Source organism: Sagittula sp. SSi028, assembly GCF_048553715.1.
Classification (GTDB): Bacteria; Pseudomonadota; Alphaproteobacteria; order Rhodobacterales; family Rhodobacteraceae; genus Sagittula.
Window position 1 is genome coordinate 1 of the sequence record NZ_JBLZNC010000013.1, and the last position, 14,701, is coordinate 14,701.

General features: G+C 59.1%; 11 protein-coding genes and 2 pseudogenes. 8 read left to right on the forward strand and 5 right to left on the reverse strand.

All coding sequences use genetic code 11. The features are described 5' to 3' along the window. Window positions 1-405: 405 nt before the first annotated feature. Genes ACN5AZ_RS17240 through ACN5AZ_RS17255 form a run of 4 tightly spaced genes read right to left on the reverse strand, consistent with a single transcriptional unit; the run spans window position 406 to window position 4,702 of the window. Entirely contained in the window at window positions 406-966 is a 561-nt protein-coding gene (locus ACN5AZ_RS17240; RefSeq protein ID WP_419430148.1) for a PqiC family protein, read from the reverse strand. Between the two features lies 1 nt (window position 967). Next, a complete protein-coding gene (locus tag ACN5AZ_RS17245; RefSeq protein WP_419430149.1) occupies window positions 968-3,409 on the reverse strand; it encodes an MlaD family protein in 2,442 nt (813 codons plus the stop codon). Continuing rightward, window positions 3,402-4,022 (reverse strand): paraquat-inducible protein A, encoded by a 621-nt coding sequence (locus tag ACN5AZ_RS17250; protein WP_419430150.1) that lies wholly within the window; start codon window positions 4,020-4,022, stop codon window positions 3,402-3,404. The genes ACN5AZ_RS17245 and ACN5AZ_RS17250 overlap by 8 nt, the downstream gene beginning before the upstream one ends. After that, complete coding sequence (locus tag ACN5AZ_RS17255) at window positions 4,019-4,702, reverse strand: paraquat-inducible protein A (RefSeq protein ID WP_419430151.1); 684 nt, start codon at window positions 4,700-4,702, stop codon at window positions 4,019-4,021. Before ACN5AZ_RS17255 ends, ACN5AZ_RS17250 begins: the two co-directional genes overlap by 4 nt. A gap of 399 nt (window positions 4,703-5,101) precedes the next feature. Here ACN5AZ_RS17255 and ACN5AZ_RS17260 point away from each other — a divergent pair, with 399 nt between their 5' ends. From ACN5AZ_RS17260 to ACN5AZ_RS17290, 7 genes and pseudogenes are all read left to right on the forward strand, one after another. Next, window positions 5,102-5,710, forward strand: a complete 609-nt coding sequence (locus ACN5AZ_RS17260) for a hypothetical protein (protein WP_419430152.1) — start codon at window positions 5,102-5,104, stop codon at window positions 5,708-5,710. Between the two features lie 77 nt (window positions 5,711-5,787). Continuing rightward, window positions 5,788-6,801, forward strand: a complete 1,014-nt coding sequence (locus ACN5AZ_RS17265) for an SDR family NAD(P)-dependent oxidoreductase (RefSeq protein WP_419430153.1) — start codon at window positions 5,788-5,790, stop codon at window positions 6,799-6,801. Between the two features lie 27 nt (window positions 6,802-6,828). Then, window positions 6,829-7,827: a UDP-glucose 4-epimerase GalE gene (gene galE / locus ACN5AZ_RS17270; RefSeq protein ID WP_419430154.1), complete on the forward strand. Its 999-nt coding sequence runs from the start codon at window positions 6,829-6,831 to the stop codon at window positions 7,825-7,827. A 91-nt stretch (window positions 7,828-7,918) separates the two neighbouring features. Then, window positions 7,919-9,319 carry a dihydrolipoyl dehydrogenase gene (locus tag ACN5AZ_RS17275; protein ID WP_419430155.1) on the forward strand — a complete coding sequence of 467 codons (1,401 nt, stop codon included), beginning with the start codon at window positions 7,919-7,921 and terminating at the stop codon, window positions 9,317-9,319. A gap of 572 nt (window positions 9,320-9,891) precedes the next feature. Next, window positions 9,892-10,584 (forward strand): AAA family ATPase, encoded by a 693-nt coding sequence (locus ACN5AZ_RS17280; protein ID WP_419430156.1) that lies wholly within the window; start codon window positions 9,892-9,894, stop codon window positions 10,582-10,584. Continuing rightward, a complete protein-coding gene (locus ACN5AZ_RS17285) occupies window positions 10,581-10,904 on the forward strand; it encodes a hypothetical protein (RefSeq protein WP_419430157.1) in 324 nt (107 codons plus the stop codon). The genes ACN5AZ_RS17280 and ACN5AZ_RS17285 overlap by 4 nt, the downstream gene beginning before the upstream one ends. A 109-nt stretch (window positions 10,905-11,013) precedes the next feature. After that, window positions 11,014-11,325, forward strand: a pseudogene (locus ACN5AZ_RS17290) (integrase core domain-containing protein); the annotation flags it as partial. A 246-nt stretch (window positions 11,326-11,571) separates the two neighbouring features. Here ACN5AZ_RS17290 and ACN5AZ_RS17295 read toward each other — a convergent pair. After that, window positions 11,572-13,674, reverse strand: coding sequence for a polysaccharide biosynthesis tyrosine autokinase (locus ACN5AZ_RS17295; RefSeq protein ID WP_419430158.1), 2,103 nt, complete (start codon window positions 13,672-13,674; stop codon window positions 11,572-11,574). 696 nt (window positions 13,675-14,370) lie between these two features. On the opposite strand from ACN5AZ_RS17295, the pseudogene istB reads away from it, so the two are divergent. Then, window positions 14,371-14,640, forward strand: a pseudogene (gene istB / locus ACN5AZ_RS17300) (IS21-like element ISPkr1 family helper ATPase IstB); the annotation flags it as partial. Window positions 14,641-14,701 lie beyond the last annotated feature (61 nt).

Below are 14,701 nucleotides of genomic sequence, written 5' to 3' on the forward strand. Positions count from 1 at the left end.
GGTCGATATGCGAGGGTTGATCCATCGATCGGACCAGCGCCGCCCACATATCTCTTCAGATACTCGCGATGTCAAATAACGTGAAAACAAAACCAAACAGTTGCGCCCTAACTTACGGCGCGCCCGCCTAACCTTGCCTCGATTTTCCGTCCCGCCGTCCGAACCATTCCAGCCCGTCCAGCGCCCCGACAAGCACCTCAGCGCCGCCGGAGATTTGGCTTTTAGAGGGAGTGGCTCAGAGTGGCAAGAAGTTTTTTCATCTTTGCCGTCAAAAAATGCGTTTTTTCCTCTAAGCGCCTGTTTTATGGGTATTATTTACGCACAAAAAAGAAGACGGGCCGGCGCCACGGATGGGCCGGCCCTTATTTCTATGGGGTTTGCGCCCCCTGCCCCGCGAGGCAGATGTTAGCGCAGGCCATTTTTGGCGATGAAGCTCGACAATTGCGATACGGCAGCGGCACGGGCGGCGGCGATCTGGGCCGGTCCTGCGGTCTCGCCGGGAATGCGCGCTTCGATCTCGAAGGGTTTGGCGCGGTCGGGGCCGTCTTCCTCGGGGGCGACAAAGACCTGACCGGAAAGACGGAAGGTGCCGCGTTCGGTGGCGTAGAAATCCTGCACCCGCACATCGACCCGCACATCGGGGAAATCGCGGAAGGGCCATGGCTCGGGCGCGACCAGCCGTCCGGTCATCGCATCCAGATCACGGGCGATCTGCAAGGTGACCGCGCGGCCGGGCTCATCGGCCCAAAGCGGCCCCAATGGCAGGATCGCGCCAGAGGCATCGCGGGCGTGGATCTCTTCGCCCTCGGCGTAGATCGGCAGGGTCACGGTGGCGACCTCGATCCGACCATAGCGCGAGGAGATCTTTTCGCTGGCCACAGTGGGGGCCGCATCAAAGCGCGGCTCCGGCGCGCTGCAGGCGGCCAGCGCCAAGACAAAAGGAAGGGCGAAAGGCAGCAGTTTCATATCAGCGTCCCGTGATCAGAGAGTTGGGATTGCGGGCGATCTGCTTCGCAAGTCGGTCGATGGATTTCGCCGCCTCGTCGATCTGACGGATTGCGCCAGCCAGTTCGCGCCCGAAGTCCGAGTTTGTGTTGTAGCCCGAGATGGTCACACCCGCCTGATCCGCGACGACGCGCAGACGGTTGGACAGATCGGGCAGCGATCGGCTTGCCTCGGCCACGGCGGCGGCGGCATCACGCGCGCTGGCGAACATGGCGTTGGCATTGGCCACCACCCCGCCCCGGCGCAGCTCTTCGAGCGTCAGGCGCAGCTCGGACAGGGCGGCGTTGACCTCGGCGGGCAGTTGCCGCGTGCTGTCCTGATCGACCAGACGGTCGACGCTGGCCAGCAGGTCACGCGCCTGCGCCGACAGCTCGTCCAGCGACAGCTGTTCGGCATCCGACAAAACCGCGCTGGCCTGATCGGCGATACCGGGCAGCTTGTCCGCCGTGATGTCGAGACTGTCGATCAGCTCAGAGACCTGCGTGACGATGGCCTGTTGCTGGGCGTCTTCAAGCAGGCTGTTGAGCTTGTCGGAGGCCGCGCTGAGATTGCCCGCCAGATCACCGACCTGTGCAGGCAGGGCCGCGATTTCCGGACTGTCGAGGATCTCGCGCACAGAGGCCAGCGTGGCGCGGACGTCGGCGGGGATCGCCTGCAGTTCGGGATCGGACAGGATGCCGTCCACATCATCCAGCACGGTGTTGATCCGCGTGGTGATGTCGTCCAGCGGCAGATCTTCGGCCTTTTGCAGCACGGCACTGGCGCGCTCGGCCAGCTCCGGCAGGCTTTGCGCCGTGGTGTCGAGCGATGCGATCAGCTCTGACACCGCGGCCACGACGGCCTCGTCCTGCACCTGGCCCAGCAGCGTGTTCAGCGTGGCCGAGGCTTCGGTCAGGTTATCCGCCAGATCGCCCACCTGTGCAGGCAGGGCTGCGACCTCTTCGCTTTCGGCAACGGTGCGGATGGCGTCCAGCGTGGCCAGCAGCGCCTCGGGGGCCTGCTGCACCTCTTCGGATCCGACGACGCCGCGAATGTCGGCCAGCGTGTCGATGATGCCTTGCATGACCTCTTCGACCGGCAGCGCATCGACGCGCTGGATCAGCCCTTGGGCGCTGGCCGCCACGTTGGTCACCTCGGACGGTGCGGTGGGCACCTCCGGGAAAGGATCGGCATTGCGGTCGACAAATCCGGGCGCCACGTCTTCCAGCAGCACCAGATCGATTTTCAGCCCGCCGGTCAGCAGCGACGCATTGGCCAGCCGCGCGCGCAGCCCCTCGCGGACGCGGGCCGACAGATAGGCCATAAAGGCGGCTTCGCCTTCGGCGGCGTCGATGCCGATCCGGCTGGGGTTGATGCGGGCGGTGGCGATCAGACGGACCTCGTTGTCGCCAAAGCGCAAAGGATCGACCACACCAGAGATGGTTTCCACCTCGCCGAGCTTCAGCCCGCCAAAGCTTACATCCGCACCCGGTGTCAGGCCGGCGAGGTTCTCGTCGAAGATCATCATGATCTGAACGGAGCCCCCCTCCCCTTCGAGGAAGAAATCCTCACGCGCGCTTTCCTCGTCCGGGTGAAGCTGGAAATCCTGCCCTTCGGTCAGCGCCGAGCCGCCAGAAGAAAGCGTTTCAAAGGTCACCCCCCCCGAGATCAGCGAGGCCAGAGACGAGAAATCAAGGTTCGCACCGGCCGCCCCCAGCGAGAAGCGGAAGCCCGAGGTGTCCCAGAACCGCGTGGACGAGGTGACAAGCTGCGTGTGCGGCTCAAGGATGACCGCCTTGGCGCGCACCTCCAGCCCGTCGGGGGACACTTCGGTCGGCCCCATGCGGCCCACCTGCACGCCGCGGTACAGGATCGGTGTGCCCTCGCTGGGCATCCCGTTTTCGGAATGCAGGGTAAAGATCTTTCCCTGCTCGCCCAAGGCCAGCAGGGGCGCGTCCTCGGCACCCACAAAACTCTCGGCTTCTTCGCCTTGCGTGCCGTCCCATGCGCCGGCGATGTAGACACCCGACAACACGGTATCGAGACCGGACACCCCTTGGGCCGTGACCTCGGGGCGCACGATCCAGAAATTCGCCTCTGCGTCGACGTAAGGCGCAATGTCTTTATCGAGCCGGATCTTGACGATCACCTCTTCGAGGTCGCTGGAGAAATCCACCGCTTCGACCAGACCCACCGCAATGTCGCGGTAGCGCAGTTCGGTTTCCTGCGCGTGGACGCCATTGGCCTCGGCAAAGCGCACCTCGATCAATGGCCCGCGTGAGGCATAGTTCTGCCATGCCACCCCAATCGCGGCGACGACAGCAAAGATCGGGATCAACCAGACCAGAGACAGGCTTGATAGCCCGCCCTCTTTGGCCGGTTTGACAGGGATGGGGCGCGGCGATCCGCTGGGGGTATCAGTCATGCAGTTCAGAAACCTCGTCTGCGTGCCCGTCCCAGATCAATCGCGTGTCGAAAGACCGGGCAGACAGCATGGTAAATATCACAGAAAGCGCAAAAGTCAGTGCCGCAGGCCCCGGCTGGATCGACGCCACAACAGACAATTGCACCAAGGCGCTCAGGATGGCGACCACAAAGACGTCGATCATTGACCAGCGCCCGATGAATTCGACCACCTCATACAGGTGCATCTTCTGATGCAGCCGCTTGGCAGAGCCGCGCTGCACCGACGTCGCGAGATAGGCGATGGCCGCAAACTTGGCCACCGGAATGACAACAGAGGCAAACAGAACAATCGCGGCAATGCCGATATCGCCGTGATGGGCAATATCGATGGCCCCGCCTACGATGGTGCCCGACTGGGTGCCCACAATCGTCTTGGTCACCAGTATTGGATAAAGGTTGGCCGGGATATAGGCGATCAGCCCCGTCACCCAGAAGGCCCAGACCCATTGCAGGCTGTTGGAGTGGCGCGAGCGCATGCGATGACCACAGCGCGCGCAACGGTCCTGTTCGATGGGCCAGACCTTGGAACAGCTGGTGCAGGTGACCAGCCCCATGTCGCGGGCGGTGCTCATGTGCGATGCTCCCGGTCGTTGTCCTCGATGGCCTGCCAGATCGACCAGCTGCACAGGTAGCGGTCCGACATGACCACGATCACCGACAGGGCCACAAACATCCAGAAGGCCGGGCCGAAATGCAGCTGCGCCAGATCGGACACTTTCACCAGCGCCACGGCACATCCGATCGAGAAGATCTCTGTCATCGACCAGGGCTTGAGCTCCTGTGCGAGGCGAAAGGCTCCACGGGCGTGGCGCGCGGGCGGGCGGTTCAATTCCAGTGGCGCGATCACATAGATCAGCAGGCCCACACGGATCGCCGGAATGCCCACGATCAACATCACCGTGGCCACGGATACCAGCACCAGAAGCCCCGAGCGAAAGCTCGTCGCCACATCCAGCAGCGAGACCTTATTGCCAAGCCCTGCGGCATTGATCGACAAAAACGGATGAAAGCTCGCCGCGATGACCAAAATCAGCACCGCAATCGACAGCGCCAGAATACGCAACCCCGCCCCGTCACGGTTGGAAATCAGCACGGTGCCACAGCGTTCGCACACGGCCTTCTCTTTGCCCTGCGGGACAGCAACCGTGTAGACCGCGTCACAATTGGGACAGCCGATCAGATCACCCAAGGGTGTCTCCTCGCTCTCTGTCACGGGCTGTGTGGTCATGGCGGTCTCCGCAGGCTGGAGCATTCAACGCCTCCCTGATCTGCAACAATAGGGTCCACGTCCAGCCCCGACAATGCAGCGTTTCAATTTTATCCACAGCCGCCTTAGGTGTTAGATATGTGTTATATATAGTGTTACGCCCCCTCAGAGGCCCCTTTTCCCATGCCATTTCAAAAGCTTGCCGACACCCCCCGTGTGTAAAGTGGTGATTCTGCGTGTGCAAAGTGGTGATTCCCCGTGTGTAAAGTGGTGATTCCAGAATCGGGGTTGATTTTTGCCATGATTTCAGGGGTTTCCGATTTCACCTGATTCTGGCGGTAACAGGGTTAACCGTGTGTAAAGTGTCGTTTCCGACCCCGCTTAATTGCGTGTTAGGGGCCATCGGCTATCCGCTGTTTGTCCGCCCCTGATACGAGCCTTCGCATGACCCAAACCGCGCCGCCCGATCTTTCGTCCTTGCTGTCAGGGGAAACAGGCCTGCGGTTCACCCTGTCGCCACGAGAAGAGCCGCCTTTGGTCGAGGCATCGGATCTGGGACGGCAACTGGCGGGTACAGAGATGGAGCTGAGCCGCCGGTTCGACGATCTGGAACGGGTGGCGGTGGAGCTGTTGGAGCTGCTTACCGGGGTAGAGCCGGGGCAGTCTCGTCTGGCGCAATTGGCCGCACTTCTGACAGAGCCCGCCACAGCCGCGCAGCCCCCGGACCTGTCGCCGGTGCTTGACCGGCTTGACGCCATCGCGGGGGAATTGCCCTCTGGCGCGGATCAGCGTGCCTTGGGGGCCTTGCGTCACGGGTTGGAGGCGCTGCTTGCGCGGCTGGACGATCTGCTGCGGGCCGCCCCTGCCCCGCAGGCGGACCGGCTGGACAGGATCGAAGACGACATCGCGCAGATCCGCGCCGACCAAGTGGCCAACACCGAACTGTTGCAGGATCTGTCGATGCAATTGACCGGGCTGGCCGCCCGCGACCAGAGCCGCGATCAAAACACTGCGCCCTTTGACGCGCCCATGCAGGCACAGTCCGGCGAATAACGGCCCCCCTGCCCCCAAGGCTTTGCGCCCCCCGTAGAATATGGCTAAGCACGGGGCGATCTGATTGAGGCTTTGCTATGTCGCGCATTTTCATCACCGGCACCGCCGGGTTCATCGGCTACCATCTGGCGCGTTTGCTGCTGGATGCGGGCCATGTGGTCCACGGGCTGGACGGTATGACGGATTACTACGACGTCACGCTGAAACAGCGCCGCCATGCCATGCTGGCGCAGAACCCCGATTTCGTGGCTACCGAGTGCATGCTCGAAGACCGCGAGGCCGTGGATGCGGCCATCGACGCCTGCGCGCCGAATTACATCGTGCATCTCGCCGGGCAGGCCGGGGTGCGCTACAGCCTTGAGAACCCGCGCGCCTATGTGGACGCAAATGTCACCGGCACCTTCAATGTCATGGAGGCCGCCCGCCGCCACGAGGTCAAACATCTGATGATGGCCTCGACCTCTTCGGTTTATGGCGCGAACACGCAGATGCCCTTCCGCGAGACGGATAAGGCGGACACGCCCATGACCATCTATGCGGCGACGAAAAAGGCCACAGAGGCGATGGGCCATTCCTACGCCCATATCTACGATCTGCCGGTGACGATGTTCCGCTTTTTCACGGTCTATGGCCCGTGGGGGCGGCCCGACATGGCGCTGTTCAAATTCGTCAAGGCGACGCTCGAAGGGGATGCGATCGACGTCTACAACCACGGCGATATGTACCGCGATTTCACCTATGTGACCGATCTGGTGCGCGCCATCAGCCTGTTGATGTTCGACGCCATCCCCGCCCGCCCGGCGGATGGTCAGGTGCCCGAGGGCGATAGCCTGTCCCCCGTCGCACCGTTCCGCGTGGTCAATATCGGCAATTCCAAATCTGAACGGCTGCTTGATTTCATCGAAGCCATCGAGACCGCGCTGGGACAGAAGACCACCCGCAACATGATGGACATGCAGCCCGGCGATGTGCCTGCCACTTGGGCAGAAGCATCCTTGCTGGAGACTTTGACCGGCTATCGACCACAAACCGACATCCGCGACGGTGTACGTCATTTCGTTGACTGGTACCGTGAGTACTACTGCATTTAAGTTTTCATTGGATCCAAGGCGTTTGAAATGACCTCTACCCCTGTTCATGTCCTCGTCACCGGCGGCGCGGGCTATATCGGCAGCCACACCTGCAAGGCGCTGGCGGCGGCGGGCATGGTGCCTGTCACCTATGACAACCTGTCCACGGGCAATGACTGGGCGGTGAAATACGGGCCGCTGGAACGGGGCGACCTGCATGACGAGGCCCGCCTGCGCGAGGTCATCCGCCAGTACCAACCCATCGGGGTGATCCATTTCGCAGCCTTCAGTCTGGTTGGCGAATCCATGCGCGATCCACTGAAATACTGGCGCAACAATGTCGGTGGGACAGAGGCGCTCTTGCACGTGATGCTCGATGAAGGGGTGAACCGGATTGTCTTTTCCTCGACCGCGGCGGTCTATGGCACGCCCAAAGGCTGGCCGATCCGCGAGGATGCGGCGCTGGCCCCGATCAACCCCTATGGCGCCAGCAAACTGGCGATGGAGCAGATGCTGGCCGATGCGGCGCGTTGTCTGGGGCTGCGGGCGGTGGCGTTGCGTTATTTCAACGCGGCCGGGGCCGATCCCTCGGCCGAGATCGGCGAGGCGCATGACCCCGAAACCCATCTGATCCCGCTGGCGCTGGCCGCTGTGCGCGGCGATCGCGGGCCGCTGACCGTCTTTGGCGAGGAGTATGACACCCCCGACGGCACCTGCGTGCGGGACTATATCCACGTCAACGATCTGGCAGACGCGCATCTGCGGGCGCTGGATTACACGGGCAAAACAGAAGGTTACGCAGCCTTCAACCTTGGCACCGGCAGCGGCGCGTCGATCCGCGAGGTCATCACCGCCGCCGAACGTGTGACAGGGCGCCCCCTGCCCCACTCTGTCGGTCCGCTGCGCGAAGGCGACCCGGCGGTTCTGGTGGCTGATAGCGCCGCGGCAGAGCGCGAACTGGGCTGGGTGCCGCAGACCTCGGATCTCGACAGCATTCTGGCCAGCGCCTGGGCCTGGATGGAGCGTCCCGGCAAGAACGTCGGTTGACCCTGCGCGCGGGGGGGGGAACCCCCCGCGTGGTGACGCGTTTGCCTGCCTGAAACGGGTTGCATGCGGTGGCCCTTGGGAAAGGGATGGCATGACGCGTTTGACATGTGATGTGGCGGTGATCGGAGCGGGGACAGCGGGCCTCGCGGCAGAGCGCAACGCGCGCAAACATGGCGCCAGGACGCTGCTGATCGATCCGGAATTTCGCGGCACCACCTGTGCGGCAGTCGGCTGTATGCCCTCGAAACTGCTGATCGCGGCGGCGCGTCGCGCGCATCATGTCCGCCAAAGCGATATGTTCGGCATCCACACGCAAGGCATTGAAATCAATGGGCCTGCGGTGCTTGAACGTGTGCGCCGCGAACGCGACCGCTTTACCCAAGGAGTGCGCGACAGCATCGATGATCTGCCCGATGGCATCACGGTCCAGGCGCGGGCGCGGTTCACCGGCCCCACCACGCTGGAGCTTGACGACGGGCGCGCGGTGTCGGCACGGGCCGTGGTGATTGCCACCGGCTCGAGCCCGATGATCCCTGACCCCTATCAAGCGTTGGGGGATCTGGTGCTGACCAATGAGACGATCTTTGAACTCGACGATCTGCCCGACAGTCTCGCCGTGATCGGCGGCGGTGTGATCGGGCTGGAGCTGGCGCAGGCCATGGGCCGTCTGGGCGTCGAGGTCATCCTGTTCGACCGCGAAGAGCATCTGGCCGGTGTGCGTTGCAACAAGGTGCATGGCGCGTTGCGCGACGCCATGGCCCGCGACATGACCCTGCATCTGGGCGTGGACCCTGCCCCGTCGTGTCAGGATGGCCGTGTCCGTATCGACTGGGACGGCCAGAGCGCCACCTTTGACAAGGTGCTGGTTGCCACGGGAAGACCGCCCAATATCAAGGGCTTGGGGCTAGAGGCCACAGGGCTGGATCTGGACGATAAGGGCATGCCCAAGATTGATCCCGAAACCCTGCAATGCGGTGATGCGCCGATTTTCATGGCCGGTGACGTGGATGCGGCGCGCCCTGTGCTGCACGAGGCATCGGACGAGGGGGCCATCGCGGGCCGCAATGCGGTGGCCTATCCGGCGGTGGTCAGCTCGGAGCGCAAAGTGCCCTTTACCATCACCTACACAGAGCCGCCCTTGGTCAGCATCGGCCGTGATCCCGATGACAGCGCCAAGATCGGCGTGGCGGATTACACGGACCAAGGACGCGCCAAGGTGGATGGCGAGAACATCGGGTTGGTGCGCATCTATGCCGCCGCCCCGAATGGTCATCTGATCGGCGCGGATCTGTTCTGCCCCGGTGCGGATCACTTGGGTCACCTGCTGGCCTGGGCGATGGAGGCACGGCAAACCGCGGGCGATCTGCTTGACCGACCGTTCTATCACCCCACGCTCGAAGAGGGGCTGAAGGCCGCGTTGAAAGATATCTGTCAGGCGGTGCCGCTGGACGTGCCCGGCGACCGCGATCCGGGCGATCCTCCGGGCATCTGACCTATCGTCAGCTTTGGTTAATATCGCAGGCTGCGCCCCTCGGGCGGCGGTAACCTGCACCGTGCGGCAGGGCTAAGGTACCGTACGGTACCATAGCTTGTGGTACCTTTTTGCCACAACACCAGCGCCACGACCCCCCTGCCCCGCATCCGCGGCGCGTTAACCGATGAACCGACCGGTTGGCTGCGAAAACCGGTCGGTTGGCAATCTTTGTTAATGCGGCAGCCCTGCCCCGGCGATGCGGGCGTTAACCTTTGCCTGCAACGGTTGCGAAAAGGTAAATGATATCAATGGTATCTTATGGTACCGCACCCCTGATCCCCCGTCGTGATACCCCGAGGTACCATCAGGTACCCGCCGCGAGGGCGGGTCCATCTGCGCGGATACCTCGGGGTACCATTTGGTACCGTACCAGTGGGTACCATGAGATACCTTACCCTACCGCAAGGTTCCTCTTGGTAGGGTAGCCTAGGCTATGTTAGCCTGTGTGTATGAGGCCCCGCATCAGACGGGACACATGAGCAGACAAACGCCCCGATCCAACGCGGGCCACAACAGACAGGACACCACCCATGCCGGTGATTGCTTTCGCCAATTCCAAAGGCGGCAGTGGCAAGACGACCAGCGCGTTGCTGCTGGCGCAGGCCCTTGCTGCCCATCGCCCCACCACATTGATCGACGCCGACCCGCGCCATCCCATCACCACCTGGGCGGAAAAGCCCGGCAAGCCTGATGCGCTGACCGTGGTGACCAATGCGTCGGAGAAAACCATCCTCGACGAGATCGAAGAGGCCGCCGCGCGCGATCCCTTTGTCATCATCGACCTCGAAGGCACGGCCTCGCGTTTGATGAGCTATGCGATCAGCCAGTCCGATCTGGTGGTCATCCCGATGAAGGAACAGCAGCAGGATGCGCTGGCCGCGCTGGACGTCATTCAGGAGATCCATCGCGACATGAAGGCGACCCGCCGCAAGATCCCCTATGCGGTGCTGTTCACGCAAAGCCGCGCGGCGGTGAAATCGCGCACCGCGCGCCACATCGCGCAGCAGTTCAAGGGCAACGCCCATATCGACACCTTCGAGACGGAAATCTACGAACGCGATGCCTTTGCCGCGATGTTTTCCATGGGCGGGACCGTGGCGGGCATGTCGCCCAAACATGTGAACGGTCTGGATAAGGCGCTGGAGAATATCGAAACCTTCCGCGCCGAGGTCATTGACCGCCTGCGCGCGATCCGCAACGCCGAAGCCGGGAGAGCCGCATGAGCGACCGTGAAGCACTGGCCATGCCCAGCTTTGATGACATGGATGATTTCGCACCGCGTGCCACAGCGGGGCAGGGGGGCCGGATGGCTCCGGCGGCTTCGATCCCGACGCCGGTAGCGGCCACACCGCGCGCCGCTGACGCCCGCCGCGCCATTGATGCGGTGTCGCAGTTCCCCTCGCGCGAGGGGCCGAGCGACGGCCAGCTAAACCTCAAAGGTCCGCGCGACGTGCTCGACCGGTTTCGCAAGATGTGCAAGGACGACCGCCGCGCCTATTACGACATGCTGACGATCCTGATGGACCGTTACGAGGCAGGGTAAGGCCGGGCGTGAGGCATGCCGCTACTTCAATGCTTGGGAGCGCGAGACGCTGTCGATGATCTGGAAGGCGGAAAGCGGGCTTTTTTGTCCGGGATCGTGCTCTGAGATCGTTGCCCGCGAGTTCAACGCTCTGATCCGGATTTACGGAAAGCCCAGTTGCATCGTCAGTGACATCGGGACGGAGTTCACCAGTCGGGCTATCCTGAAATGGGCCAATGAGAATACCGTGCCGTGGCATTACATCGATCCAGGCAAACCGCAGTAGAATGCGTTCATCGAAGCTTTCAACAGCAAGCTCAGGGCCGAATGCCTGAACGCGCACTGGTTCATGAGTCTTGCGGATGCCCGCGAAAAGTTGGAGGATTGGCGTAGGCACTATAACGAGGACAGGCCCCACAGTGCGATCGGATATAACGTCCCGATCGCCATGCATTATCCCGATGGCGCCACCAGCCCGTCATCGTGAAAGACCCGGAAAAATCCAGTTTTCGGCGGTCCAGCGTTGGGGAGCAGAGCAAAACGGCGGAAAATCTAACCTCAAGCGGGGACACTTCCGGTAGCACAGCATCCACCTGTAGCCTCTCCTTATGAATGAGGGACCAGTAGGGGGCAGGTCACGTTTGATAATCGGTTGCATCCACATTCCTGCCGAATATTAGCCGGAAAATTAAGAAGGCTTGTAATACCCCTGACCATAACTGGAATAACTAGAGTAACCATATGCTCGGATTTTATCAGAATCAATTTTAGTCAGAACCAAGCCGGATATCCCAATGTTTACTAGGTCAAATTGACGAATTGCTTCTTTAACCAAACCTCTAGCTGTAGCGTTCCATGCGACGGAAACTAATATGCTATCTGCATACCGAGCTACAATACGAGCATCTGGTACCGCCAGAACAGGAGCAGTGTCTATAATTATGTGGTCGTAGGTTTTTCTATAGAATTCTATTAGGTCACTGAAATTTTGCGAGGTCAGTAGATCCACAGCATTAGACGAGCTGCGTTCGGCAAGAACGACCTCAATACCTGTAGTTTGATCTTTGTACACTATTTCATCCAAGCTGACGTCAGAGGTCATCGCTGAAATGATGCCTTTGAAATTCACTTCGGTATTAAAGTAGTTGTTTAGGGTTGCCCGTCGAACGTCTCCATCAATTAAAAGTACGCGTTTTCCCATTTTTGTCATGTTGTGAGCCAATGACAGTGCTTGAGTTGTTTTGCCATCGCCGGGTACTGCTGATGTTATCATGACGACTTGCGGAGGTTTGTCAGTTTTCGCCATCAATAAAGATGTGCGTAAATTGCGCATAGCCTCTGCGGCGGCTGACATAGGGTTGGCCTCCAGGAACGGCAACAGATCAGAACGATTTTTAATGGGAATTAGTGGGGTCTGACCAATAGCGGGTAGCCCGGTTACAGCTTCGATCTCGTCAACTGATCGAAAACCAGAATATACATTCTGACGCATGAATGCTACTAAAGATCCCAAAACTAGACCTGAAAACAAACCCATAAATGCAACTATACCTTTATTTGGCGCGATATAGACACCCGGCGTGGCTACAGATAAGATGCGACTATCTGGCTTTTGAAGACCAATTTGAACGGTTGCTTCCTTAAGGCGAGTAAGAAAGGTTTCATATAGTGTGCTTGCGGCTTCCGCCTCTCGCTCCAACTGGGCTAGCCTAAGAGATTGGGCTGAGTTTTCTGCTATACCCGTTTCCAGTACTTGGAGGGACTCATATAAGAGTCTTTCTTCGACTTCGCCACGCTGAATTTCTTCTTCCAAACTCAGCTGGATTTGAGATACTCTATTTGAAAAATTATTTCTTGAGATATCGTCGGATTCCATTAGAAGCAGGTTTAAGTTTTGGTCTTGCAAAAGAGACGCTATCTCAGTTCTATCAGTGCGCGGGTCGAGAGACTTTAGTTTTTCTAATTTTTGCCTTTCGGAATTTAACTCGGATTTATGTTTTTTCAGGCGGTCTCGAGCGTCACGTGCCCTTTGTGACATAAAGGCTACTGCTTCGGGATTGGAAAAATCCATTTCATTTCGAAGTTCATCAATATTTTTCTCGCGTAGCCTTAGGTCCATTTCGAGGTCCACTACGCGCTCGGATAACCACTCAACTGCACTATCTGTTGCTTGGGTTTTTGAAAGAATTTGGTCGTCAATGTATGCTTCTGCTAGCGCATTTGCGAGAGTTTTTGATTTTAAGCTCGATTCCGTTTCTGCAGTTATAATGAAAATGAAAGTATTTCTTGGGTTTTCGACACGTATCGCATTTTTTACGTTGGCGATCACGCTGTTTTTTATATCGCTTTCGCTCGGAAAAGAACCACTGGCTTTTGGAGATAAGCCGACATATTTTGCCAAAGTATTTGTAGCGCTTTGCAGTTTCTCTATGGCCGTATGCTGGGAACTCCGTAAGCTTGAGTTGAACTCTGGATCATTTGTCAATTCGAGGCTGTCTACGACTTTTTCAATCATTAGACGAGATTTGATAACTTCCAGTTCGGTATTTAAAGACGCTGCATCGGACGAGACACCTGTGACTACTGTTTCAATATTCACAACTTGCTCCCGCTGAGCTTCCAAAGCGAGCATTGTGCTCGCTGCATATTTTGGCGTTGCAAAGTGGAATAAGTATAAAAAGCTTACAGCTAATCCAAGAAGGCTATAGGCGAATATAAATAGACGGCCGCGCCACATGATCTCAAACACTTTTACGAGGTCAACTTGGCCGTCGTTAGATTCTGTCTTCATGTTTCGCACTTAACTTTCCATCCACATGATTGTAAAATACCTTGTACACTTTATCTCGGTGGTTACATGGTTAAGAATGGCCAAAATTTCCCAAGATCTGAGAATTGATTCTATGTGCAGGTCACTTCCTGTGAGGGCACTGTGGTCCAGGTATCTTAACTTACCTACATTTGTAGCGTCTCTCATGGCCGTACGATACTGACCAGAGTTTTGCAAGCGTGTGGCTACTGTCGGCAGTTGAGATGGTGATTTGTTGAATGCTGCTTGTGTTTGTGTCCTGTGAGTTTGAGAGCTGTTGTTAGTATGAGCCGTCCATGTTTGCCGGAAGCTTCAGCTCTCGAATATGATGGTGCGTGGCTTTGATGATGTAGCTGCCCTCCGTCGGCTCCATGCATCTGAAACACATTCTTTGCCAGATCGAGTCCGACTGTGCTAATTTCCGGCATGATTGTTATCCTGCGCGGATTTTTGCAGGCCCACTTGGGCACATCGGTGCCCGTGGGGTAGGTGTGAGCAAGGACACCTTTCTCCGAGGTACTGCGTCAGGTGTGCAGATCACGGGCCATGAACTGCGTGTGATCGGGATCAATGACTGGGCTTGGCGCAAAGGGTAGCGCTACGATATGCTGTTTTCCGATCTCGCACGCTGAGCCGTTATCGACCTGCGCCCGTCGCTGCCTGGCTGCGCTGGCGTCCGCTGATCTGCTCTGCCGGCTCGACTTTCTGATCCTCGACGAGCTCGGCTATCTGCCGTTCGCCCAGTCCGGTGGACAGCTCCTATTCCATCTCATCAGCCGTCTCTATGAGCGAACCTCGATCATCGTGACGACCAATCTCGACTTTGGCGAATGGCCTTCGGTCTTCGGTGATGCCAAGATGACAACGGCGCTTTTGGATCGCCTCACTCATCACTGTGACATCGTCGAAACCGGCAACGAGAACTGGCGTTTCAAGACCCGTGAATAATCGAAAAAACGCTGGCCCGACGCGGCTGCGCTGTGTGGTGGCTACACCGCATCGAGTCAGC